At 61.1% G+C, this 25,854-nt stretch carries 17 protein-coding genes; 13 read left to right on the forward strand and 4 right to left on the reverse strand.

Translation table 11 applies throughout. From position 1 onward, the window contains the following. Positions 1–783, reverse strand: a complete 783-nt coding sequence (locus tag OXI69_13935; GenBank protein ID MDE2667240.1) for an arylesterase — start codon at positions 781–783, stop codon at positions 1–3. A gap of 414 nt (positions 784–1,197) precedes the next feature. On the opposite strand from OXI69_13935, the gene OXI69_13940 reads away from it, so the two are divergent. The 3 genes from OXI69_13940 (at position 1,198) to OXI69_13950 (ending at position 6,367) form a co-directional block, all read left to right on the forward strand. Then, positions 1,198–1,983, forward strand: a complete 786-nt coding sequence (locus tag OXI69_13940) for an ABC transporter ATP-binding protein (protein ID MDE2667241.1) — start codon at positions 1,198–1,200, stop codon at positions 1,981–1,983. A gap of 10 nt (positions 1,984–1,993) precedes the next feature. Further along, entirely contained in the window at positions 1,994–4,540 is a 2,547-nt protein-coding gene (locus tag OXI69_13945) for an ABC transporter permease (GenBank protein ID MDE2667242.1), read from the forward strand. Between the two features lie 108 nt (positions 4,541–4,648). Beyond that, the gene (locus OXI69_13950) at positions 4,649–6,367 is read left to right on the forward strand and encodes an AMP-binding protein (GenBank protein MDE2667243.1); all 1,719 of its coding nucleotides are present in this window, start codon (positions 4,649–4,651) and stop codon (positions 6,365–6,367) included. Positions 6,368–6,788: 421 nt separating this feature from the next. Here the strand turns inward: OXI69_13950 and OXI69_13955 are convergent, their stop codons facing one another. Next, on the reverse strand, positions 6,789–8,978 hold the full coding sequence (locus tag OXI69_13955; GenBank protein ID MDE2667244.1) for a transglycosylase SLT domain-containing protein: 2,190 nt from the start codon (positions 8,976–8,978) through the stop codon (positions 6,789–6,791). A 701-nt stretch (positions 8,979–9,679) separates the two neighbouring features. On the opposite strand from OXI69_13955, the gene OXI69_13960 reads away from it, so the two are divergent. Further along, a complete protein-coding gene (locus OXI69_13960; GenBank protein ID MDE2667245.1) occupies positions 9,680–12,421 on the forward strand; it encodes a hypothetical protein in 2,742 nt (913 codons plus the stop codon). A gap of 231 nt (positions 12,422–12,652) precedes the next feature. Here OXI69_13960 and OXI69_13965 read toward each other — a convergent pair whose 3' ends face one another. Together OXI69_13965 and OXI69_13970 are read right to left on the reverse strand one after the other, a co-directional pair. Then, entirely contained in the window at positions 12,653–13,327 is a 675-nt protein-coding gene (locus tag OXI69_13965) for a hypothetical protein (GenBank protein ID MDE2667246.1), read from the reverse strand. Between the two features lie 101 nt (positions 13,328–13,428). After that, positions 13,429–14,430, reverse strand: a complete 1,002-nt coding sequence (locus tag OXI69_13970) for an ROK family protein (protein ID MDE2667247.1) — start codon at positions 14,428–14,430, stop codon at positions 13,429–13,431. 514 nt (positions 14,431–14,944) lie between these two features. Between OXI69_13970 and OXI69_13975 the strand changes: the two genes are divergently transcribed. The 9 genes from OXI69_13975 (at position 14,945) to OXI69_14015 (ending at position 25,758) form a co-directional block, all read left to right on the forward strand. Then, entirely contained in the window at positions 14,945–15,700 is a 756-nt protein-coding gene (locus tag OXI69_13975; GenBank protein MDE2667248.1) for a PASTA domain-containing protein, read from the forward strand. 4 nt (positions 15,701–15,704) lie between these two features. Then, a complete protein-coding gene (gene rpe / locus OXI69_13980) occupies positions 15,705–16,391 on the forward strand; it encodes a ribulose-phosphate 3-epimerase (protein ID MDE2667249.1) in 687 nt (228 codons plus the stop codon). Between the two features lie 25 nt (positions 16,392–16,416). Beyond that, the gene (bamD, locus tag OXI69_13985) at positions 16,417–17,529 is read left to right on the forward strand and encodes an outer membrane protein assembly factor BamD (GenBank protein ID MDE2667250.1); all 1,113 of its coding nucleotides are present in this window, start codon (positions 16,417–16,419) and stop codon (positions 17,527–17,529) included. 192 nt (positions 17,530–17,721) lie between these two features. After that, positions 17,722–20,394: a valine--tRNA ligase gene (locus tag OXI69_13990; GenBank protein ID MDE2667251.1), complete on the forward strand. Its 2,673-nt coding sequence runs from the start codon at positions 17,722–17,724 to the stop codon at positions 20,392–20,394. Between the two features lie 51 nt (positions 20,395–20,445). Further along, the gene (gene nadC / locus OXI69_13995) at positions 20,446–21,306 is read left to right on the forward strand and encodes a carboxylating nicotinate-nucleotide diphosphorylase (protein ID MDE2667252.1); all 861 of its coding nucleotides are present in this window, start codon (positions 20,446–20,448) and stop codon (positions 21,304–21,306) included. Next, positions 21,303–22,295: a biotin--[acetyl-CoA-carboxylase] ligase gene (locus OXI69_14000; GenBank protein MDE2667253.1), complete on the forward strand. Its 993-nt coding sequence runs from the start codon at positions 21,303–21,305 to the stop codon at positions 22,293–22,295. Before nadC ends, OXI69_14000 begins: the two co-directional genes overlap by 4 nt. Before the next feature lie 374 nt (positions 22,296–22,669). Further along, positions 22,670–23,440, forward strand: a complete 771-nt coding sequence (locus tag OXI69_14005) for a type III pantothenate kinase (protein MDE2667254.1) — start codon at positions 22,670–22,672, stop codon at positions 23,438–23,440. 45 nt (positions 23,441–23,485) lie between these two features. After that, positions 23,486–24,205 carry a hypothetical protein gene (locus OXI69_14010; GenBank protein ID MDE2667255.1) on the forward strand — a complete coding sequence of 240 codons (720 nt, stop codon included), beginning with the start codon at positions 23,486–23,488 and terminating at the stop codon, positions 24,203–24,205. A gap of 251 nt (positions 24,206–24,456) precedes the next feature. Beyond that, positions 24,457–25,758, forward strand: a complete 1,302-nt coding sequence (locus OXI69_14015) for a class I SAM-dependent RNA methyltransferase (GenBank protein MDE2667256.1) — start codon at positions 24,457–24,459, stop codon at positions 25,756–25,758. Positions 25,759–25,854: the final 96 nt, after the last annotated feature.

Genomic DNA, 25,854 nt, shown 5'->3' on the forward strand with positions numbered 1-25,854 from the left:
TCAACCCCTGCCGCATCCAATTCTCCGGGTTGGGAACGCCGGAGGTTGCCACGGATGCAGTCGGGAAGAGGTCGCGTTTTTCGCTTCGCGATGGAGTTTGCGCAGCACCGGTTCAATGACCGTCCAGACGTTTTCGGCCACGATCTGCTGCCCCCGGCCGTTGGGATGGATTCCGTCCGGAAAATTGAGCTCGGGTCGCCCGCCCACCCCTTCCAGGAGAAAGGGGATCAACAGAGCCCCATGCTTTGCCGCCACCTCCGGAAAGAGATCTCTGAATTCCCGGACGTATCTCGTTCCATAGTTGGGTGGGATCTGAATGCCGGCTACCACTACCGTCACCTCGGGATAGCGGGCGGAGGTCTTTGAGATGATCGCCCCGAGATTCTTGCGGATCTGCGCCAACGGGAGGCCGCGCAGTCCGTCGTTGCCTCCCAGGGCCAGGATCAGGACATCGATCCTTCGTTGCAGAAACCAGTCCAGCCGCCGCAGCGCGGCGGCTGTAGTGTCTCCTCCCAGGCCCGCATTGATCACCCTGAACTTCCAATCCAGGGCGTCGATTTTCTCCTGCAGCCGGGCAGGGAAGGCTTGGGACCGATCCAGTCCTGAGCCCTCGGTGAGGCTGTCGCCCAGGCACAGGATGGTCATGGCGGATGGATGAAGAAGTGGGGGTGGATCCGGGGCCTGTAGGGCAGGCTGCCGCGGGGAGGAGGGCTGTTCGGGAGAGCAGGCTGAAAACAGGGCGCCGGTCAGAAATGCGCAGAAGATGTTCGAAAGGCGTTTCACCTGTTTGCCTCTAGTCTGGAACACCCCTGTTTGCCCCTTGTGAGCCGCCTCGTCGTAGGGGACGGCGGCACAAGCAGCTGAAAAGTGAATAGTGGAGAGTGAAGAGTGAAGAGCTATTTGATCGACACCCAAAGCGTCTTGTCGGTCTCGGCGCAGTCCTTCAAACAAGCGCAGTCAGGTCATCAGGCGCTTGCCTGTTTCCGAGCCCCTCGGCTGACCACTCTCCACTCTCCACTCTCCACTCTCCACCTACCTCCAGGTGGGCGTTACTATTATGAACGAGGCGGAACTGTGCAACAATAAGGCCCAGCGGATAGCCGTTCGGTTCCGCTTCTCGCGTTGAACCGGACGGTCCGATTTCACCCTGGAATACTCACGCTCGAAGGATTCCCGTCCATTTCCGGAGGTCGCTTCTTGAATTCCACCGCAGTCCCTGACCCTCCGGTGTTGCAAGTGGACCGACTCACCAAGTGCTATCGGAGCGGCGAGCGCCTGCTCACCGTGGTCGACGACATCACCCTTTCGCTGGGCCCCGGAGAAACCTGCTCGGTGCTGGGACCTTCCGGCAGCGGCAAGACCACCTTGCTTGGTCTGTGCGCGGGCCTGGACCGTCCCACCTCGGGATCGGTTGTGCTCAACGGTCAGAATCTGGGCGACCTCGACCAGGACCGACTGGCGGAGCTGAGAAACCGGTCGGTGGGGTTCGTGTTTCAGACCTTTCAGCTGGTCCCGACCCTGACGGCGCTGGAAAACGTCATGGTGCCGTTGGAATTGCGGGGAGAACCCGGCAGAACCTGGGCCTGGGAGCTGCTGAGCCGGGTGGGACTGGAGGATCGCGCCCACCATTACCCGGTGCAACTGTCGGGTGGGGAGCAACAGAGAGTCGGTCTGGCCCGGGCTTTCGTCAATCGCCCCAGGATACTGTTCGCCGACGAACCGACCGGAAACCTGGACGCCGATACCGGCGAGAAGGTGATCGACTTGCTTCTGGAGATGAACCGGGGCTTCGGCACCGCTCTTCTGGTGGTGACCCACGACCTGGAGCTCTCCGGGAAGACCCGACGGATTCTGACCCTCAAGGGTGGGAAGATCACTTCCGATCGGGACTCCGACTCCATCCGGCCACCGGAACAAATCCCGCAACAGACCCTGTCAGGTGATCTCCGGGATTCGTCCCGTACCGAATCGGAGCCGTCCTGAGGCGCCTCCCATGAGATCTATTTTCACCTCCTGGCCCTGGAAAATGGCTTGGCGGGACAGCAGGTCCAGCCGCGGACAGTTGTTGCTGTTCGCCGCCTCCATCGTTTTGGGCGTGGCCGCCCTGGTGGCCATCAGCGGCTTCCGCGCCAACCTGAAAACGGCTCTGGACCTCCAGGCCAAGTCCTTGCTGGGGGCCGACCTGCTGCTTAGCGGCCGGCAGCCTCTCACCGGCGAGGCTGAAGCTCTGGTGGACGGACTGGGTGGAACTCAGGCCCGCGAGGTACGATTCTCCTCGATGGTGCATTTCCCCGCAAGAGACGGTAGCCGGCTGGCCCAGGTGCGGGCCGGCGAGACGGCCTTTCCATTCTACGGCACCGTGGAGGTGGACCCGCCCCATGCGTCCGCCCGACTCGATCAGGGTCCCTTTGCCCTGGTCGAAGAGAGCCTGATGGATCAGTTCCAGGCTCGCCTGGGAGAAGTCATCCGGATCGGGAATCGGTCGTTTCGTATCGCCGGACGGCTCAGGCAAATGCCGGGCGAGTTTCTGGGGAGCAACCTGGTGGGTGGACGGGTCTACATTCCCCTCGCCTACCTGGAAGAGACCGGTCTGTTGGGGTGGGGAAGCGCGGCTTCCTACCGGGTCTATTTCAAGTTCGAAGACGGGGTTGACCTGGCGGCCTTGCTTCGGGGGATCCAGCCGCAACTGCTGGAGTATCGCCTGCGGGCCGAAACGGTGGCCGAGCGCAAGGCCCGCTTGGGACGAATCCTGGAGAATTCGGCCGATTTCCTGAACCTGGTCGGGTTCATCGCTCTGCTGCTGGGGGGACTGGGTGTGGCCAGTTCTGTCCACGTCTACGTCAAACGCAAGGTGCCTACGGCCGCCCTGTTGCGCTGCCTGGGAGCCAAGGCGCCTCAGACGCTATCCGTCTACCTCTGTCAGGCCCTGGGAATGAGTCTGGCCGGCATCCTTGGCGGCATCCTGCTGGGAGTAGGTCTGCAATATTTTCTGCCGGGCATCCTGCGGGACTTCTTGCCGGTGGACATTCCCTTCAACCTGTCCTGGAGCGCATTGGCCGGGGCCGGGCTCATCGGACTGATCCTGGCCTGGTTGTTCTCGATTCAGCCGCTGTTGTTCCTTCGCAGAGTCTCCCCCCTGGCGGCCGTGCGGATGGACTACGAGGCCGGCCGGCAGCCCTTTGACTGGGCCCAGTGGCTGGTTCGCCTGGCCATTGTGGCCGCCATCCTGGGTTTTGCGCTGGTCCACACCCGGCGCTGGATGGATGCCGTGGCCTTTGTGCTCGGTCTGTTGATCTCGTTGGCACTGCTGGCGGCGTCTGCACGGCTGGGCATGATGCTGATTCGAAAGTTCTTTCCGGGCTCCTGGCCCTACCCCTGGCGCCAGGGATTGGCCAACCTCCACCGCCCCCACAACCAGACCGTGGTCCTGGTGCTGTCCATCGGCTTCGCCACCTTCCTGATGATGCTCCTCTACCTGGTGCACCAGGGACTGCTCGGCCAGATCCTGAGAGCAGCCGGCAGCGGTCAGCCCGACATGGTGCTGTTCGATGTTCAGGGTGACCAGAAGGCGGAGCTTTCCGACCTGCTGCGTGGATTTGGGGCGCCCGTGCTTCAGGATGTGCCGGTGGTGGCCATGCGACTGCAATCGATCCGGGGGAAGAGCGTTGCCCAACAATTGAAAGACCCCGGAAACACCATCCCGGCCTGGGCCCTGAGGCGGGAGTACCGGTCCACCTACCGGGGAGGGCTGCTGGAGAACGAGGAATTGCTTCGGGGAAGGTGGCCGGTTGGGAACGGGGAGGGTGACGGTCCCCCTCTCGTCTCCCTGGACGAAGGGATTGCGCGCCGCCTGCAAGCCGGCTTGGGAGACGAGCTGGTTTTCGACGTCCAGGGAATGCTGGTCACGACCCGGGTGGGCAGCATCCGTAGAGTGAACTGGCGCAAGGTCCAACCCAATTTCTTCGTGGTCTTTCCTCCCGGAGTGCTGGAGGAAGCCCCCCAGTTTCATGTCCTGGTGACCCGGACCGAAACGGGGCCCAGGGCCGCGGCCATTCAGCGAGCAGCGGTCAAGCGTTTTCCCAACGTTTCGGTCATCGACCTGGCGCTGATTCTGGAGACCATTGACGAACTCCTGCAAAAGGTCTCGTTCGTCCTTCGGTTCATGGCCTTGTTCAGCATCGTCGCCGGCCTGACCGTCCTGGTTGCGGTGGTGGGGAACAGCAGGTATCAGCGCCTGAGGGAAGGCGCCCTCCTCAGGATACTGGGAGCATCCAGACGCCAGGTATTTCTGATCCTCGGGGTGGAGTACCTCTGCCTGGCGGGCGTGGCCGCGTTGGGAGGAGTGCTGCTGGCCTGGCTGGGAAGCTGGGTCCTGGCCCGCCTGGTCTTCCAGTCCCCCTTTGTGCCGGCTTTTCTCCCTAGTCTGGGAGTGTGCCTGCTGGTAACGGCCGTAACCGTGCTCGTCGGCTTGCTGGCCAGTCGCGGTCTCAACAGGCTGCCCCCGCTGGAAGCGCTGCGAGCCGGCGCCCATCGGCTATAATGGCCCGCAACTTTCCTACGGCGTCCCATTGACGCGGATGCGCGTTCCGGGAATCGGCTCCGCCACGCCGGTCAGCGAGTCCGCGTCCCTGCTGCGAGGAGACCAGCCATGAACACCAGCCAACAGAGTCTGAGCTACGCTCGCGGACCCGGGGACGTTCCCTTGCTCGATTCCACCATTGGAGCCGTTCTGGAGCGGACGGCAGCCAGGTATCCAAAGCGGGAGGCCCTGGTAGTGGTTGCCGAGGGAGTCCGCTTGGGATGGGGAGAGTTTCTGGAAGAGGTGGATCGGGTCGCCCGTGGACTGACGGCCATGGGAGTGGGGAAGGGACACCGGGTCGCCATCTGGGCGACCAACCGCTCCCAATGGGTCCTGACCCAATTTGCCACGGCGCGGATCGGCGCCATCATGGTCAACATCAACCCCGGTTACGGGTCGCGTGAGCTTCACTATGCCCTGGAACAGTCGGAGACTCAGACTCTCATCACGATTCATGGTTTCAGGTCGGCGAACTACCTGGAGATGATTGCCGAAATCTGTCCGGAAGCGGTCGAAGCCGGGCAAAGAGACTGGCGGTCTGACGGTCTCCCTCACCTCAGAAACCTGGTTCTGGCCGGGGAGGGGAAGCCCCTGGGGGCCATGGGGCGATGGGATGAGATGGTTTCCGATGGGCAGGCTGTCGATTCAGAGAGAGTGGAGGGGAAGACGGAAACTTCCTTGAGTTCTCACGACCCCATCAACATCCAGTACACCTCCGGAACCACGGGTTATCCCAAGGGGGCCGTGCTCACCCACCACAACATCGTCAACAACGCCTATCTGGTGGGTCAACGGATGGAGCTCACCTGCCGGGACCGTGTCTGCATTCCGGTGCCCTTCTACCACTGCTTCGGCATGGTGCTGGGAAACATGGCCTGTGCCGTTCACGGAGCAACCATGGTCATTCCCGCCGAGTCCTACGATCCCTGGACCACGCTGAAGGCGGTAGAGAAAGAGCGATGCACGGCTGTCTACGGAGTGCCGACCATGTTCATTCGAGAACTGGAGCACCCCGAATTCTCCCAGTTCGATCTGGGCTCCTTGCGGACCGGAATCATGGCCGGCTCACCCTGTCCCATCGAAGTGATGAAGCAGGTGGTCGATAAAATGCACTGTCGGGAGATGACCATTGCCTATGGACTTACCGAGAGTTCCCCGGTCATCACCCAGACCGGGGTGAGCGACCCGCTCCAAACTCGAGTCACCACGGTGGGCCGGCCCCTGCCCCATACCGAAGTCAAGATCGTGGATCCCGAGTCAGGCGAGGTGGCGCGCCGGGGAACTCCCGGAGAGCTGTGCACTCGCGGCTACCTGGTGATGAGCGGCTACTACAGGAATCCGAGAGCGACACGGGATGCCATCGACTCCGAGGGCTGGCTGCACACCGGGGATCTGGCGACCCTGGACGAAGAGGACTACTGCAGGATCACCGGAAGGGTGAAGGACATGATCATCCGTGGCGGTGAGAACGTCTATCCCCGTGAGATCGAGGAGTTTCTCTATACCCATCCCGCGGTGAGCGACGTCCAGGTGGTGGGCGTGCCCGATGCCAGGATGGGCGAAGAAGTCCTGGCCTGGATCCAACTGAAGGAGCCGGGGATGACCACAGACCGCGACATCAAGGACTTCTGTCGCGGCAAGATCGCCAAATTCAAGATTCCGCGGTATATCAAGTTCGTGGACAGCTATCCCATGACCATCACGGGAAAAATCCAGAAATACAAGATCCGGGAAATCGCGATCCGGGAACTGGGGTTGGAAGCGATCTCCAAGACGCCGACTGCTTGATCCTCTAAGGATGTTCCCGGAATGTACCCGTCAGGCGATGGCTGATGCGATGGGGGGCGTCGGATCGGCGCAGGCGATCGGTATTTGTTTTTGAACATCGATGCACAGGATGCACAGGATTAACAGCACGAAAGCGTGCTGCACAAGGTGTTAACCGGCGAGACGATCCGAAACGGATTTGCGGATGCCTGGGATCAGGGCACTGCAAACTCCCAAAACCAAATCCTGTAAATCCTGTGCATCGATGTTAATAGTCCGTTCAAGTGATGCCCGGAATTGCAGTATCTGGGACTCCCCGAGACAATCCTGTTTGTCCTGTTCATCCATATAAATTATTCCTGTAAATCGCGGCGTTGGTGCGGTCGCATAAGCCGAACTGGAAGGCGAGGGCTGCTGCGGTGGGGGTGGCGCCGCAGTTGCGCTATTCACGGAATTCGTTACCGTACAGCCGTTTATACAAATGGTAGTTGCGGTGGAAGATCTTGACGTAGTTCCTGGTCTCGGTGAAGGGAATATTTTCCACGAACTCGGCGGCTTCCCGGTAGTTGCCCTCGCTGAGCCAGAGGGAAACGGGGTCGGGTCCGGCATTGTAGCTGGCCACCGCCCGGTCGATGTTGCCCTGGAACTGTGCCAGTCGGTCGGCCAGGTACTGGCTTCCCAGGCGAATGTTCAACCGCGGAAGGAAGAGTTGGTCGATTGAGAAGCGGTCCAACTGGAGTTGGCGCGCCACCCGCCTGGCGGTCGGAGGAATGAGCTGCATCAGTCCCCGGGCCTGCGCCGCCGACACAGCCCGGTGGTCGAAGGCCGATTCCTGGCGGACCAGCGCCAGCAGCACATAGGGATCGAGCCCGTGTCTTCGAGCTTCCCGAGCAAAGAAGGGGGCGTGCTTGATGGGCAAGAGCATCCTCCAGATCTCTCTTGGCAGGGTGGCGAAGGACCGAAAGACAAAGCCCGGGAAGAGTTGCTGCAAGTGGGAAGTGGAGGCGCGGTAGTGACCGCCGCGGTCGAGGAGCATGGCCGCCTGAAGCTGAGTGCCTCGTGTGTTTGGGCTGGTTCGCAAGAGCTCCCCGGCAGCAGCCTCGAACATCTGGATCAAGCCAAGTGTCTTGACTCTGGCGGAGAGCCGTCCGGGCAGGTCTGGAACCTGGGCGGCCTGGGAGGAGAATCGGGTGGTGGTGCGGCGCTTGAAGCGGTCCAGAATGGTGGAAAGCGTCGGATCCAGCGCCGCCCGGTTGGCCTGGGTGGGGCGGTTTCCATCCAGACGCTCCCTGGACTGATGAGCATAGTAGTGGTTGCTGAAGAGTTCGGTGATTGTCTGGTATATGGATCGGGCTTGGGCGGGATCGTCGGAATCTTCCCGGATGCGGGCGGTCCAGTAGAGAGCGGCCGGCCGGTGAGGCGAGCGCGGAAACCGCTGGAGGTGTTCGGTGAACAGGGCAAGGGCGCTACCATAGTCGCGTTTTCTGTAGTGGTGCCAGGCCACACGCCAATGGGCGCGGGTAACCCGGCGTCCGCTCGAGAATCGGTCGGCCATCTTGCGGTAGAACCGGTTGGCCTCGTCCAGCTCACGTTTGACCAACCGGGAGTTTGCCAGGCTGAACCAGGCTCTCTCCAGCCAGGAGGACCTGGGGTAGCGTTGCTGTATCTGTTGGACCGTTCTCAGAAAGGAAGCGTCGTCCTCGAGTCTGCGGTAGTTCTCGGCCCGGTAGAACAGGGCCTGCGGCTGCAGCGCCAATTCCGGCGGCAGGGACTGCAGCGTTCGCAGAGATTCCCGTTGCATTCTGGAGTGAAATTCTGAAATTGCCCGCCACAACTGAAGCCTGGCCCTTTCGGCGGGTGAGCCGGCCGCATCCAGGGCGGCGTTCAATGCCTCCACGGCCTGGCGATAGCGTTTCCCCTTGTAGAGCTCCTCAGCCCGTCCTTGCTTCCAGCCCGGAGGGACCTCGAAGGACTCCCGGGGATGGTCGAGCCGCAGGCGATTGATGGCCGCCAGAGCCTGCGAGCTCACCGGACTCAAGGGAAACCGGTAGTACAGGCGGAGAAAGCCGTCGATGGATCGGCGGGTCTCTCCCATGGACTCGTGAGCGGCCGCGGCGTAGAAGAGAGCTTCGGCAGACCTGGACAGATGAGGCCAATCCCGATGGGAATCCAGAATGAGTTGAGCTCTTCCCGCCATGAGAGCGTCTTCCCAGAGGGAAGCGACGGCCTTCCGGGCAAGATGCCCCCGGGGAAACCGCCTCAGGTAGGTAAGCCACCCCTCGATGGCACCTGCGGGACGATTGAGCTCGTGCAGGATTTCGGCGTGGTGGTAGAGGATGAAATCCGGGATCGGGACCTGGTCTGCACCGACCAGCGCCAGTTCCAGCGAGTCCAGCGCCGATTCCAGACGACCCTCCCGTAGGTCCCTGTAGCCCAGCAGGTAGTACCCGAGGGCAGCCAGCGGACTCCGCGGGTTCTGTTGACTGAACTCCAGCAGTTCCAGCCTGGCGGAAGACGAATTTCCCTCCACGAAATTACGGCAAAGCCGCTCGAATCGGACCTCGTCCAAGCCCTGGGCCAGAGCGCTGAAGCCCCAACCGGTGGGGTACAGGACCAGGCATAGCAGGATCACGCAAACCTGCCGGGGCACGAAGGAACATTTTTCACCACGTGTTGCACTCTTGAGAAATTCGCAGAGAGAGAAAGTCGTGATTGACACCATATCGGAGAGGCACTGCGTTGCGGAAGGATGCTCCCGAGCCGCCGTTCCGCGGCTACCATGAATCTTTTCTAAAAGACTAATTATAATAGACTTACTGAGGATCAGCCCGCTTCCATCCCCTCATTATATCCCGCTGTTCGAACCGGAATCCACTGGACCGTCCAGGACGTTGACGAACAAGACCTGCGATCGTTCGGCCCCAGAGACTCTTTGTTCGGGACCGACCACCCGCGGGCGGTCGGCGCCCGCCTGCCGGCGCGACAGGGCATGAACCCTGCCAACGGCGTCCTGCCGGACGCCCCACGCGCAAGCGCAGCCCGGAAGGGCAGCGCGGTCGCTGGACCTGAAGCGCCGGACATGAAATCGGAGGCAGCTACCATGGCGGCCACGGCCGCCACCGCGAGAGGTTCGCCGTGGCGTTCCTGTGCAGCCTTCGGATCCGATGCTGCAGCGCGTCAGTATTGTCGCTTGACTGGCCCCTTCCTGGTGACATTTATGTGACAGCGATATGAGAGAGTGAAAAACACGTGAAATCTACACTAATTTGGAGGGACACCACACTCTATATTCATAACTTATTGTTACTATGCTCTGTCGGTGGTTGCCGTGCAATGTCACATCTTGGAGACGTCAATGGGGAGGCAGACATGACGGGCAGGGAAGCGTCCTGGATGGTTCTTTTGGGGTGTATTGTAGTTCTGGCTGGCCTCTTTACCGAGGTGCGTCCCGCCGCGGCACAGGCGCAGGGAGATTGTCCGGTCCCTCCCGGCGTGACTCTTCCTGCGGATCCGAGTGTTACGGCCCAACAGGTGGAGGAGGGCAGCGCCAGCCTGATGGACTTTGCGCTGGCCGCGAGAGAAAAATTCAAGAGCCAGACCCAGCAAACAGAGAATCTGGAACAAGTACTATACTTTGGATGCATCGTCCGTCAGGAGGGGAGTGCTTACCGTTCCGGTTCCACCTATCTTGTGCAACTGCTGCTCGATGGCAGGGTATTCGTCCATGCGAAGAACATGGCATTGTCGGGGACGCTGCTCAACCCCTTGATCTATGCAGAGATCCTTACTGTGCTGGGAGTCGAACCGACTGTGCTGGCCGGCTTGGCTTCCCCCGATCCTGCTACCGCCGCCCAGGCTCGCACCGCCCTCCTGGACACATTGTCGCAAGAACCGGCTGCCCCATTCGATGCGACCACCCCTGTTCCAGGCCTGCGGCCGGGGATTCCAGGCGCCTCCGGCTATGCCACCGTCTATGTCTCGGTCAATTTCGGAGGCCCGACCGTGCTGCTCGCCGGATTCGATCTCAATGAATCTCACCTGGCTGAAGAAACTATCGATTATGGCAACCCGTCCGTTACTGCCGGAGAGGTGGTGGACCGACAAACCCTGAAGGACTTTGTTACGGAAGCAGGGGAGTACTTTCTCCAATTACGGGAGGCCGGCGATTTCGCCGCAGCGTGGAAAGCCAAGATCGCCTTGCGGGATCCGAACGGACCCTGGAGACACGGTCCCGTGTATCTCTACGTCCTGGATCTGACCAGCAACATCATCTTATTTCACGGCGCGTTTCCGGACAGATACGAGCTGCGACCCCTGGTAGCGACTGTCCGGGACGTCATTACCGGAGAGCTTATTCTGCCTCAGGTCATCGAAGCAGCAAAAAGTAACCCGGAAGGCGGCTTCGTGGAGTATTACTTCGACGATCCCACCGACGACACCGACAGCGCCGATATCCCCAAGGTGGGCTACGCCCGCGAGTTCAAAACTGAAATCAACGTAGGCTCACGCGTAGTCCCGTTCAACTTCATCGTTGGATCCGGTTTTTATACCAGAACAGGTCCGGCGGACACCATGACCCGGTTCGTCCCGGTGGTGCTGGACTCGAGGGGAAAGAGCAAGTCCCACTTCACCTCGGAGCTGGCCTTGACCAACCGGGGGCCCGATGCGGCCATGCTCAACTTCACCTACACGGCTGACAAGGGCGGGGGCAGCGGCGCCGCCACCGACATGCTGGGTCCCCACCAGCAGATGATCGCCTCCAACGCCATCGACTATCTCAGGAGCCTCGACGTTCCCATTCCCGAAACCGGCAAGCGGGTCGGGACCTTGCGAGTGGATGTCTCGGGTTCCTCCGATACAAGCGTGCGGGTCCGGACCACCACCCGCACGACCGTCCCCGAAGGGCGGGCCGGGCTGGCCTATCTGGGGGTTTCGGAAAACGAGGGATTCCACCACGAAGCGGTCTACCTGTGCGGACTGCGCGACAACCCGCAGGACCGCTCCAACGTGGCCGTCCAGAACATGGGGTCGGAGGGCTCGATCACCTTGAGGATCACAGCCTTTTCCGGTAATCCGAGCGACCCCAGGGGCCAAGTGGTGTGGGAAGACACGCTGGGGCCGGGAGAATTCCACCAGGCAAACGAAGTGTTGAAGAACGCCGGCAAGACCGATCCCATGTCCGGGGGCTACGTCCGGGTGGAGCGGGTGGAGGGAATGGCTCCCTTCTATGCCTATGGAGTCATCAACGACAACGTCAACTCGGACGGGTCTTTCGTCTTTCCGGTCACGGCAGGTTCACTGGCGGGAGTCCGTGAGCAGACGCTGCCGGTCGTCATCGAAAACCCCAGCTTCAGCACCGAACTGATCTTGACCAACTTCTCGGATGAGGCCAAGTTGGTCGACGTCCACTTTGTGGCCGATGCCATCGGGACGCCCGACAAGACTGCCTCGGTCACGGGCGACCTGATCCCTCCTGGAGGGCAGGCGATTATTCCCGACGCTGTGCAAATGCTGCGCGAGTCCGGTGCGGAGGGTATCGGCCCGCGCGGCCGGACCATCGCGGGGGCGGCATTCTTCACGGCACCCGTGGCAGACCTGAGCGGGGTGGTGATCGCGGCCCGGGTGGTGGCCCAGGCGGACCCGGAGGACCCGACCAAAGGGCAGTACGGCGTCTTCTACACGGCGGTGCCCCGGGGCCGGGGTTTCACCCAAAGCGCCTGGGTGGACGGGTTGCAGCAGAACGAGGAGAACCGCAGCAACCTGGCCCTGATCAACACCGGAGAAGTCGATGACCAGGACATCGTCTTCGAGATCGACATCTACGACGGGGAGACCGCCGCGCTAAGCAAGACCGTTACCATGGACGAGGAAGGTAAACTCGTCGTTCCGGCCAAGGGTTTCAAGCAAATCGACCAAGTGCTGAAGCACGCCCCGGGAACCAGGCAGGGCTATATCGAGATCCGTAAGGTATCCGGAACCAGCCCCAATCCCTTCCTGGCTTACGGGGTGGTGAACGACGGCGGGACCCCGGGTGAGAGAACCGGTGACGGTGCCTATATCCCGGCCCGAGAATAGGGTTCAATCGAGGCCGAATGGAGTCCTTGCACATCCCCTCTCACCAGACCGCTGTCACACCTTACCCTTCCCGGTGCCGCACCCGCGGCCGAGAGAGCGTTGCTCGCTCCACTTTCTTCTCGCTCGTGCGTCGCCCGGCGCGCCGGGCGACGCGGAGAAGCGCCTCGCTTTGCTTTACTGTATCGGACGGAGAAAAGCGGTTGTGAATTTCCAGGGATGCTACCTGCGCAGCTACGGTTGCGCCGGATTCACGCGATCGGCCAGTAGCGTCTGAATGGCGTCAAAGGGTCGCCGGTCTCTCCAGCGATCCAGCCGCAAGCCGGCTTGGCCGCGGACGCATTTGTCGGCATAAGGGGCCAAGATCTGTTCTACGGAAGGGTCCTGGGCGGTGTCGGATCGGTCGGTCTCCGGAAGGAATGGGTTGACCACTACCAGGTCAGCCGTCTCCATGAGTCGTTCGGAGTCGCCTTTCCACCAATCCCGGGGAAGTAGAGGATTTACCACGAACAGCAGCAAATCGGGCGTCAAGTGCCCCAGGACCGTGTTTCCCTCGGTCAACAGCAGGGTGCTTTCCCGGAAGCGATCCCTGTGCAGCAGGTCCACAAGTGCCGGATACCCGTCCGGCCGTGCCACACCCCAGATAGTCTGCCTGGCGCCGGCCTCCACCAGTTTCCCCGTGTCCGTATCCGGTTGAGCCAGAACACTGGGGTCTTCGCACAGTAGAAAGCTCCCCTCCAGGCGATGGCAGGGGCAGCCGCTGTTTCCGACCGGGCAGAACTGTTCGTCCCGATAGATGGTGGTGAACTTGGCGGTTGAAAAAGCGCCCGGGAACGCCTGCAGAATAGCCAGCAGCAGCGATGTTTTTCCAGAGCCGTTGCAGGGTGCTGCGACTGAGACCTGAAGCATGATTCAGGATTCTAGCGCCAACCGCGCCGGCTTCCGAAGCAAAATTGTGTGGTGGGGGCGCTGTGAGGGTTCCAAGTCCGGTGTGCGGCCATTGGGGAATTTCAGGGATCGGCCGGGTTGATGCCTGCCAGCCGGTTCCAGGCAATCACGGCTGCACCGACGGCGCCGGCGTGGTCGCCCAGTCGAGAGGGCACGATTCTGACGGGCTCCAGGTGTGGCGCCCGGAGAATGTGCCGGGTGGCCGTCGCACGAATCGGCTCCAGGAACTCATCCTTCAACCGATCTGCGATGCCTCCGCCAATCACCACGCAATCCGGGTCCAGCAGGTTGACCAGGCTTGCCACCAGGAGCCCCAGGCAGTGCTGGGCCCGTTGCAGGATTTCCCGCATGAGGGGGTCTCCCTCCCTTAGCGCCTCTTGAATCACCCGGCTGGTCATTCGCTCCCGACCCATTCTGGCCATGATGTCCGGAACCAGACTGGTCCGCCCCGAATCGACGGCTTGACGCATGTCCCGCTCCATGGCCGTGCGGCTGGCCAATCCTTCGGCGCAGCCCTCGCGCCCGCACCCGCAGAGAGGCCCTTCTGCAAGGATTTTGATGTGACCTACCTCTCCGGCCCCGCCGTGGCTTCCGTGGTAGAGCCGGTTGTTCAGTATGATGCCGCCGCCAATACCGGTTCCGACGAAAATTGCCACCAGGTTTACGGCGCCTTGTCCGGAACCGAGGGCATGCTCGCCGACCGCGCCCCCGTTGACGTCGTTGTCGAGGGTCACCGGCAGCCTCAGGAGTCGGCTGAGTGATTCCGCCAGCGGATGGTTCTGCCAATTCAGGTTTGGAGCATAGAGCACCACCCCCCTCTCGGGGTCCACGGTTCCCGGAGCTCCAATCCCGATTCCCTGAACCCGTTTCGAATTCTTTCCCAGGTCTTTCAGGAGCTTGCGGACGGTTGCTGCAATTCTCCGGTTGACGCCCTCGGGACCCAGTTCGGGACAAGTGGACCTCTTCCTGGAGGCGAGCACGCGGCCCCGGCCATCCAGCGCCACCGCCGTCATGCTGGTCCCCCCAAGGTCCACACCGACCATGAGTCCATCTTTCTTCCCCATAGGAGCTCTTCTCCCGGGCGTCAACCGGCCGCTGGAGCTGGCGAGAGGTTCAGCCCCGGCACAGCGCAACGGTTCTGAAACAGAGTCGCAGCTTACCCCGATTTTTTCCAGTAAATTAACATGGATGAACAGGATATACAGGATTGCCTTGGGGAGTCCCGCGTCCTGCAATTCCGGGCATCTTTGGAATGAATCATTAACATCGATGCACAGGATGCACAGGATTTTTTCAGGAAATGGCCAGCCGGCAGTCCGGGGCATCCGTAACTCCCCGTCGAATCGTCTCGCCGGTCAACCCCCTGTGCAGCAACCCTTCGTCCTGTTAGTCCTGTGCATCCTGTGCATCGATGTTCAAAAAAATAGTAAATTTCAGCGCCACGGCCAAGGAAGGTCTGGAAACATCGGTGTGGCGCCCGCTTTACAACCAGGCTGAGCTCCGCATCGGTCATTGGCGGTCAGGCGGGCGGTTGCAGGCCTTGTTGAAGCCTGGTCGTGGCTGTGGTAAATTTTCGCCGTGTTCGACCGTGATCGTCCGCCGAAGCGCAGGGGCCGCAGAAAGCTGGTCGGATTTCTGCGGATGCTCTTCCTGGCCGGCGTGCTCATCAGCGCTGCCTTGCTGAGCTGCTTGACAGCCATGCGTCTGGCCATTCGAGGCAGTGAAGTCACGGTTCCGGGCGTGGTGGGTCGCTCCCTGGAGGAGGCAGGTCGACGGATTTCGAGTGCGCAACTGGTCCTCAAAGTGAGAGGACACCGATTCGATGACCATGTGCCCCCGGACGGAATCATTACTCAGAGCCCGGTGGAGGGGAGCCGCCTCAAGAACCTGGGCACCGTCAAGGTGCTGGTCAGCCTGGGGCCGCGGCGCATCCAGGTTCCCGACTTGCGCGGCAAGACGCTGAGGGCCGGACGCTATCAGCTTCTCCAGAGGGGACTCACGCCGGGCTTCACCTCGACCATCAGCTCCGACAGCACGGAAAAGGACCTGGTGCTGTCCCAGTTTCCCCTGCCCGGGGAGCAGGAGACCCGATCGCCCACGGTCAACATGTTGGTCTCGGCCGGCCGGACCAGGGTGGCCTACCTGATGCCCGATCTGGTGGGCAAGCAGTTGGGTGAGGTCTCCCGAACCTTGGCCCTGTGGGACATCGAGTTGGGAGAAGTCCACTACCAGAGCCTTCCCGGCCTGGCCCCGGGGACCGTGTTGGAACACAGCCCGGCGGCCGGCGACATCGTTCTGGAAACAGCCTCGGTCGACTTCGAGGTGGCCCGATAGGCCGATGATTCAAATTGCACCCTCCATTCTGTCCGCGGATTTTGCCGCTCTGGGAGAGCAGGTTCAAACCGTGGAAGAGGCCGGTGCCCATCTCCTTCATCTGGACGTCATGGACGGCCACTTTGTGCCCAACATTACCTTGGGCCCACCCGTAGTGGCGTCCGTCCGAAAGATTACCCGGCTGCCCCTGGATGTCCATCTGATGATCGAGAACCCGGATGCCTATGTCGAGGCCTTTGCCGATGCGGGAGCCGACTGGATTTCGGTCCATAGCGAGGCCTGCGCTCACCTGGACCGCACCCTCAACCGGATTCGCTCCCTCGGATTGTCGACCGGAGTGGTTCTGAATCCGGCCACCTCGCTGTCGGTCCTGGACAATGTCCTGTCCCTGGTCGATTTCGTGCTGATCATGTCGGTCAATCCCGGCTTCGGGGCCCAGAAGTTCATCCCCTACTCCTTGCGGAAGATCGAGGAGCTTCGAAAGATGATTGATCGGAAGGGACTATCCGTTAAAATAGAAGTGGACGGGGGGGTAAGCCTCCACAACCTGTGCGCGTTGGTCAGGAGCGGTGCGGAGGTGTTGGTTGCCGGTTCCCAGATATTCGGCTCGCCGGACCCTGGCGCCGTGGTCCGACAAATGATCGATCGCTCGGCCGATTGTGTCGAAAGCGGTCAGGGTGGAGTGAGATAATCAGGAGACGTTCCTGGAGGAGTTCATGATAAGTCGGAGACCGTTAGCTTGGTTGGCTGTGCTCAGCTTGACCTTTTCGGGTTGCTTCTTCGGAGGGAAAAAGGGAGAGGTCATCACCCCCGACGGGGGGGCTGAGCCCGACAAGATTCTTTACGAAAAAGGCCTGCAGGATGTGGCCAAGGGTCGTTACGACGTGGGCCGCCTGGTTTTCCAAAACCTGTTGAACACCTACCCCGACAGTGAATACCAGGAACGGGCCAAGTTGGCCATTGCGGATTCCTATTTCAAGCAGGGAGGAACCTCGGGGCTGCTCCAGGCCAGGGCCGAATATGAGGACTTCAAGACCTTCTTCCCCACCAGCGAGGAACTTGACGACGCCCAGATGCGCATTGCGCTGACGCACTATCGCCAGATGGAGAAACCCAATCGGGACGCCACCCAGGCCAGGGCCGCCCAAAAGGAATTCCAGGCCTTTATCGCGGAACACCCCGGGAGCCCGCTCGTGGATGAAGCGCGCCAGTACCTGCGGGAGGTTGAAGAGGTCCTGGCGGTGGGTGACCTTGGGGTGGCCAAGCACGAGTTCGTTCGAAAAAACTACAGGGGGGCCTTCAATCGCGCGGCAACGGCCATCAAGTACGCCGATTTCAGCCGGCAGGATGAGGTTCTCTACGTCCTGGGCCGGGTGCGTGAACGTCAGCAGAACATCGTGGCGGCCGGGTATTACTACGGCTTGGTGGTCCGGTATCACCCGCTCAGCGAGTTTGAAGGCGAGTCCAGAAAAAAGCTGGAGAAGCTGGGCCTTCCCATTCCCGACGTCGACCCGGTGGCCCTGGCACGCGCCCAGGAAGACCTGAATAATGAAACCAAGCGGTCCCTGATGGGGCGGTTCGCAACGCTCTTTAGCAGGAGGCCCGATGTCTCCCAGGCGCGCAAGGCCGAACGCCCGGCTCTGCTTTTGGGACCGGAGCAAATCAACCTGGAGCCGGGTGGCCCCGCGGATCACATTACCACTCCCGCTCCCGCACCCGGTGCTCCAACCGCTGTCCCCAGTGGATCACTCGGTATCGAGATCGTCACCCGTCCCGAAAGAGAGAAGGGCGACGAGTCGGCCTCCCCGGATTCCGGTTCCGAAGAGTAGGCAGGCGACTGACTCCGGGATAGCTGGAGGCGCCCCGCCGGCGTCCTGCCAGACCCCATCTGCCGGGCAATCCATCCCCTCCCGTTACCGGTGTTTTCCCTTCACTTTTGAAGGGACGGCGCTACAATAGCCTGCCTGCGGCCCAGCGAGAATCGAGGGTTCGCAATACCCCTGCCGGTCCGAGTCATCAGCATGGAAATTTCAAAAACGTACGATCCCCAATCGGTTGAGCCGGGCTGGATGAAGTTCTGGGAACGGGAGCGCCTTTTCGTAGCCGATGCCGAATCCAGCCGACCCCCCTTCGTGATCGTCATTCCTCCACCCAATGTGACGGGTTCTCTGCACATGGGGCACATGCTGGTTTACACGCTGCATGACATCGTTGTCCGCTGGCGAAGGATGCAAGGGTACAACACGCTCTGGCTACCGGGAACCGACCACGCCGGCATAGCCACCCAGAACGTGGTGGAACGTCAACTGGAAGCCGAGGGGACCTCCCGCCAGGCATTGGGGAGGGAGGCCTTCGAACGGCGAGTGTGGGAATGGAAGGAGCAGAGCGGCAACACCATTCTGAAGCAATTGCGCCGGTTGGGGGGCTCCTGTGACTGGACACGAGAGAGATTCACGCTGGATGAAGGGCTGTCCAGGGCAGTGAGAGAAGTCTTTGTGCGGCTCCATGAGGAAGGACTCATCTACCGGGGCAAGAGACTGATCAACTGGTGCGTTCGTTGCCGTACGGCGCTTTCCGACCTGGAGGTCAATGCAGAGCCGACGCAGGGGAGATTGTATACCCTGCGTTATCCCCTGGCGGACGGAGAGCGTCTGCTCTCGGTGGCCACCACGCGGCCGGAGACCATGCTGGGAGATACCGCGGTGGCCTTCAACCCCGAGGACGAGCGGTATCAGGGGCTTGCCGGCAAGGTGGTGCGGCTGCCATTGGTCGACCGTGAGATTCCAATTGTGGCCGATTCCTTTGTGGATCCCGAATTCGGAACCGGATTGGTGAAAGTCACGCCGGCCCACGATCCCAACGACTTCGAAATAGGACTGCGCCACAGCCTGCAACAGATTTCGGTGCTGGACGAGGATGGACGGATGACCGATGCGGCGGGCGATTTTCAGGGCTTGGACTGTTTGGACTGCCGGGCCGCCGTGGTCAGGGAACTGGACCGGCAAGGCCTTTTGGAAAAGGTGGAAGACCATGCCCACAGCGTGGGGCAGTGCGATCGCTGCAAGGATGTGATAGAGCCTCTCCTGTCCACCCAGTGGTTCGTCAAGACCAGGCCCTTGGCCGAACCGGCCATCCGGGCCGTCGAGGAAGGCCGAATCCGATTTGTTCCGGCCAACTGGTCCAAGACCTATTTCGAGTGGATGCGAAACATCAAGGACTGGTGCATCTCCCGGCAACTGTGGTGGGGGCACCGCATCCCCGCCTGGCACTGCCGGAGCTGCGGAGAGGTCAATGTGGCCCGGCAGGAACCGAAGCAGTGTGTCCGTTGCTCCAGCCGGGAGTTGACGCCGGAGACCGACGTGCTGGATACCTGGTTCAGCTCGGGCCTCTGGCCGTTTTCGACCCTGGGTTGGCCCGATCAGACCCGGGACCTGCAACAGTTCTACCCGACCTCCGTCCTGATCACCGGATTCGATATCATCTTCTTCTGGGTGGCTCGCATGATCATGGCCGGGCTCAAGTTTGCCGGGGACGTCCCCTTCCGGACCGTCTACATCAACAGCCTGGTGCGGGATGCCGAAGGGAAGAAGATGAGCAAGTCGAAGGGCAACGTGGTGGATCCGCTGGACCTGATGGAACAGTACGGTACCGATGCGGTTCGCTTCACCCTGGCCATCATGGCCGCCCCGGGCACCGACATCAGCCTCTCCGAAGAAAAGATCCTCAGCCATCGGGCCTTTGCCAACAAGGTCTGGAATGCTTTCCGACTGGTCACCCTGCACCTGGACAGCATTCGAGCCCAGCTGCCTCCGGACTTCGATGTCAGAAACGAGATGGAAGAGCTTTCCCGGAGGTGGAAGGAGCTGTCCCAGGTGGACCGATGGATTCTTTCCAGGCTGTCCGGCATCACACGCCAGGTCAACGAGGGGTTGGAGGCTTATCGGTTTCACGAGTCCAGCCACGCCATCTACCACTTTTTCTGGGGAGAGCTCTGCGACTGGTATATCGAGTTTGTAAAGCCCAAGATCGTCGCCCGGGAAAAGCATCCCGAGGATCAACTGTCCTACCGGGTGCTGCTGGTCGTCTTCGATCAGTCTCTTCGGCTGATGCATCCCTTTATGCCCTTCATCACCGAGGAGATCTGGCAACGGTTGCCGCACAAGGGGCTCTCCATTGCCGTCCAGTCCTATCCCGAGGGCTTCCCGGCCTGGGTCGACTCCGAGGCTGAAGCCCGAGTCGGCATGCTGCAGGACGTCATCACCAAGATCCGAAACCTCAGAGCCGAGATCAACCTGGACCCCGGGCGAAAAATCCCGGTTCGGTTGGCCAGTTCGGAGCCGAAAGTCCGCTCGTTCCTGCTGGAGAGCCGGCCTTATGTCCTCAATCTGGCCCGTTGCGATCGGGTCGAGGTGGTGGCCGCGGTTGGCCGGGAAGACCATTCGGCTCGCTCGGTGGCTTCAGAAGTGGATATTGAGATTCCGCTGGCGGGACTGATCGATCTACAAGTGGAGAAGGGGCGGATCGAAAGGGAGATTCTCAAGTTGGAGCGGGAGATGACACCGATCCGGCAGCGGCTGCAAAACCAGGCCTTCATGAGCAACGCACCGGAGAAAGTCGTCGAACTCAATCGCAATCGTCTCATCCAGTTTCAGGAGAAGCTGGGCAAGTTGAGGGAGTATCGGAATCAACTGTAAGCAGCCGAGACGAGGGCCCCTGCGCTGAATGTCTTCAAGCGCCTTCCCGCCATGCTGCAACTGGATTCCCAGAAGCTGACACCCATAGTCTCCCAGGCGTTGGCGGAGGACCGCGGAGCCGGCGATGTCACCAGCCGGCTCACCGTCGATCCATTTCTGCAGGCTCGAGGAGATTTCCGTGCCAAGGAGGATCTGGTCCTGGCAGGATGGCCGGTGGTGGCTGAGACTTTTCGCCTCCTCTCGGACCGGTTTGCTTCTCAGGCATTTTTTGGAGAAGGCGACCGAGTGGCCATGGGAAGCCTTCTGGGAACGGTCCGCGGGCCCGCGTTGCTGCTGCTCGGTGGGGAGCGGGTGGCGCTCAACTTCCTGCAGCGGTGCAGCGGCATCGCGACCTTGACCAGGGCCATGGTTGGCGCCGTGGAGGGCAGCGGGATTTCCGTCCTGGATACGCGCAAGACTACCCCCGGGCTGCGTTTCCTGGAAAAGTATGCCGTTGCCATGGGAGGGGGGAAGAACCATCGCTTCGGTCTCTATGACGGGATTCTGATCAAGGAGAACCACATCCGGGCCGCGGGCGGAATCGAAGCGGCCGTCTCCAGGATTCGCTCCGGATCGGGCACTCCGCAAAGGATCGAGGTGGAGGTGTCCAATCTTCAGGAGTTGGAGCAGGCCCTCAGGGTTGGGGTGGAGGCCATTCTGCTGGACAACATGACTCCGGGACAGGTACGAGAGTGCGTCGACCGGGCCCGGGGGCAGGCTCTCTTGGAGGTCTCCGGTGGCATTGATCTGCACAATATCAGGGACTATGCCGTAACCGGAGTGGACTTCATCTCGGTGGGCGCCTTGACGCACTCCGCGAAGGCGGCGGATATCAGCCTGGAGCTGCAGCTAGCCAGTCCCTGCGGACGATGAGGGAACTTCCATCCAGCGGTCGGCAGCTCGGTCGACTTGTCGAGTTGCTGGCGGGTTCAGCCGGCGAGGTTTGGTCCCTGGCGGAGCTTGCCCGTTCCACGGATATGTCTCCGTCCGAGCTGTCGGCAGTGCTGGCCACGCTCCAGACGGAGGGTCTGTCTTTGGAGGTAGACTCGGATGGGCGGGTGGGGCTGCCGGCCGCTGCGGATATGCCGGTTGCCTCCCGCGTTCGACCGCATCTCTCCACCAACCGGCTGGGTCAGAGGCTTCACCACTACCTGAGGGTCGACTCCACCAACGACACCGCCCGGCGCCTTGCCGAGGCCGGGGCAGCCGAAGGGACAGTGGTGGTGGCCGAAGAGCAGGCCGGCGGGCGAGGGCGTCTGGGCAGAACCTGGTTGTCTCGCAAGGGCAGGGACATCCTCCTTTCGCTGGTATTGCGCCCCCACGTGGATCCGGCGCAGGCGCCCGGCTTGAACCTGGTGGTGGGGCTGGCGGCCGGTCAGGCTATTGGGGAGGTTGCCGGAATCTCCACCGACCTCAAGTGGCCGAACGACGTGCTCACCGGCGGCGGAAAGTGCTGCGGAGTGCTGACGGAGATGAATGCCGATCCCGGGAAGATCCATTTCGTTATCGTAGGAGTCGGCATCAACGTCAACGGGACCTCTCTTCCCAATGCCATTGCCGGTCGGGCTTCAACCTTGGAGCAAGCGGCGGGTGGTCCCATCCACAGGCCGAGGCTGGTGGCGGCCTTGTTGAACCGCCTGGAAGCCTTGTACCTGGTATTCCTGGACCGGGGACTCCGACCTCTCTTGGAGCGCTGGGTGGCATCGTCTTCGTCCGTCCGGGGCCGCCCGGTCCTGGTCTCGAACCACGGCCGCTCCCTTCGGGGGACCACTGCCGGCCTTAGCGAGCAGGGAGCCTTGCGAATCAAACGGGAGGACGGCAGCGTGGAAGAAGTCCTGGCCGGGGACGTGGTTCAATGGTAGTGCCGGCCAGAAGAATCAATCTCGGCACATTCGGTGCATTCTGTAACTACAAACCTTTAAATTAGGTCCGATAAACGACTGCAATTAAAATCTTTTTCATGATGAGATTTTTGCAAAATCCGCAACGGGTCAGGTCATCTTGCCAGCAAACCTGAGGTTCTGCCTATTTCAATATCGGGTGCGAACTGGTGAAAAAAGCTGTCTAACCACAAAAAGCACAAAAGTCACAATGTGTGTTTTTGTGCCTTTTGTGGCCATTTCCGGTGAACGTTCCGCTGGCGAATATTGCAAAAGGCTCATGATGTATGAATCGGCCCGGTGAAAATTGCGGGCCCCATTCTTGAATAGGCAGGGTGTCAGGAGACAAAGCGGATATGCTGCTGGTCATCGACGTCGGCAACACCAATACCTGGCTGGGAATCTACGAGGGCTCCACGCTGAGGAAAGACTGGCGCCTGGAAACCAAGGAGCGTCAATCCGCGGATGAATACGGAATATTGATCAGGAACCTCTTCAGTCTGGCGGGCATCGATTTTACCCACATCTCGGATATCGTGATTGCATCGGTGGTTCCTCCGCTCAACACCGTGCTGGAGCAGACAGCCTTGAAGTATTTCAAGGTTGCCCCCCTGTTTGTCGAGCCGGGCGTCAAGACCGGAATGCCCATCCTCTACGATCCACCTTCGGACGTGGGGGCCGACAGGATCGTCAATGCGGTAGCCGCCTTTCATCGTTACGGGGGACCCTGCATCGTGGTGGACTTTGGGACAGCCACCACCTTCGACGCGATTTCCAGTAAGGGAGAGTACCTGGGAGGGGTCATCAGTCCCGGCCCGGTGATCGCAGCCGAGGCGCTGTTCACCAGAACAGCCCGACTTCCCAGAGTCGAGGTCAAGCCGTCTGTCAACGTGATCGGCACCTCGACGGTCGCCAGTATCCAGTCGGGCCTCTATCACGGGTATGTCAGCCTGGTTGACGGCATCCTGCAGCGCATGATTGGGGAGTTGGGTCCTGAAACCACGGTGGTTTCCACGGGTGGTCAGGCCGCTCTTTTCGGGTCCGGCACCCGCCATATTCAACATATCGATTCCCACTTGACGCTGGATGGATTGCGCCTCATCCACGAGAAAAACTTTCCTCGGTGAGTACCGGGAGCTGCCCTGCCGGGAGACGCCCGTGTCCCCTGCGCCATGGAAAATTACTTCAACTACTTTACCGAGATCGAGGAGCACTTCCAAAAGCGGCGCGGGCAGGCCCGTCCCCTATCGCCTCTGGACTGGTCCCTGATCGAATCCCTGCGAGAGGCCGGCGTCCCCCTGGAGGTGGTGCTGCGCGGGGTGGACCGGGCTTTCGACAAGCGCTCCAAGAGGCGAAGGGTGGTGGGAAGGGTGAACAGCCTCGCCTACTGTACGCAGGCCATTCTGGCTGAACACGAGCGCCGGAATGAGAGTCGGGCCGGTCGCCACGAGCCGGCAGCCCAAGCTGCCGAAGGAGATTTGGAAGTATCGCAGTTGCTGGAACTGCTCGAAAGCGCCCGTCGCCAACTGGAGGCGCTCCCGGGACGTTCCAAAGCGGTTGAGCTGCCGGCCTTGGAAACCGTGGTGGGGACGGTTGTCGACTCGCTGAACGAGATCATGCTGGAAATCCAAGCATCCCGGTCGCTGGACTATGAGGCGCTGGAACTGAAGCTGAATACCCTGGAAGAACGCATTCTGGCGGCCATCTCCTCGGGTATAAGCGAAGAGTCTCTGCTGGAAGCGAAGCAGGAGACTCGGCGGGAGATCCAACGGAACAAGCGGGGCTTGAAGGCCGAGCACATTGCCATGCTGGAAGGCAAGTTGATGCGCAAGAAACTCCTACAGGAATTTGGCGTTCCGCGGCTGAGCCTCTTTTACCTCCCCCTCAATTAACCCGCCTTTCTCACCAGGGGGCGTGATCGTGGCGCAGGAATTTTCCCCTCAGCGCGTGCTCGAGAGCGAAGAGCGTAGCCGCCACTACGGTCGAGCGAGCATGGATGCGCTGAGGGGAAAAGGACAAGCCAGGGCGCGCCCAGCACCGTGTGTAACCGCAAGGCGTCCCAATCGGACCACCAAGTTGCTGAAAATAAATGACCTTTCATTGTGAGTCCAGCGACCTGGTGAGAAATGCGGGTTAACCGGCCATGAAGACCTTTCAGGTCACGGTCGAGCGAATGATCCCGGGTGGCAAGGGAATTGCCTTTCTTGAAAAGAAGGCGGTCTTTCTCCCGCTGGTAGTCCCCGGTGATCGTGTCCTGGTCAAGCAGGCGGCCGACCGTGGCAGCTACCTTGAAGTGCTGGACGGTGAGCTGATCGAAGCCTCCCCCGATCGGCAGACGCCTCCCTGTCCCTACTTTGGTCGGTGCGGGGGATGCGATTTCCAGCAAATGACAGTTCCCCGACAGCTCGACAGCAAGACGGAAATCTTGACCGACGCTCTGCGGCGGGTGGGTCGCATTGGCGGTTCCCACAGCGGAATCGTGCGGATTCCTTCCCCTGACTCGGCCTACCGGAATCGCTTGCAACTGAAGGTCCTGGCTCGAAACGGGAGAGTCTCCTGGGGATTTTTCGAACGGGCTTCCCACCGGGTAGTGGAAGTCGACCGGTGCCGGATCGCCCTGGACGGGCTGTGGGCGATCCTTCCCGATCTGCGGGCCTTCCTGGAGCGCTCGCCAATGACGGTGGGCTGTCTGAGCGAGGTTGAGATCTTCCAGGGAGATGGAGAGGAAGCCTTGATCGACCTGAAGGTGATGCCGGGCGCCGAAAACCTTTCCACCCTCAGGCGAGATCTGCTGGCCGCTGGGTTCGACTGGGAAAGTCGGCCCGTGAGCCTCTACGTGTCCCGATCGCAGAAGCGCACGCTTCGGGTGTCGGGGCCCGGCTTTGTCCACAAGACGGTGGGAAATTGGACATTCCGGGTGAGCCGTGGATCCTTTTTTCAAATCAACGAATGCATGCTGGAGTCCTTGAGCCGACGGGCAACGCAGGGTCTGGCAGGATCTCGCGCCCTCGATCTCTTCTGTGGAGTGGGGTTCTTCACCCTGCCGCTGTCAAAGACGTTCGAACTGGTGTGGGCAGTGGACCAAAACGCCGCGGCCATCCTGGATATGGAAGCGAACGCCCGTAGGAACGGGCGCCGCAACTGCCGCATTTTTCACAGAGACCTTGATACCTTTCTGCGAGACCGCCGTCGGGACCTGGAGGAGGTCGACCTGGTTCTGCTGGACCCGCCTCGAACCGGAATCCCCAAGACCACTGTCGGGAGGGTCGCCGACCTGAGGGCTTCCAGGGTGGTCTACGTCTCCTGCGATCCCTCCACCCTTGCCAGGGATCTGAGAATCATTCTGGGCAGGGGCTACGCGATCGAATCCCTGGAGATCGTGGACCTGTTTCCGCATAGCCATCACATGGAGACCATCGCGAGACTGAAACGAACGGGCGGTTGACAGCCAGCGGGAAAACTCCTCGAGGGACGAATGTTTGACACGCGGCGGGACCGATGGTAGGTTTCGGTCATTCATCGAAGATAGAGATCACAGGAT

It is taken from the genome of Acidobacteriota bacterium (genome assembly GCA_028875575.1).
Lineage (GTDB): Bacteria > Acidobacteriota > Terriglobia > Versatilivoradales > Versatilivoraceae > Versatilivorator.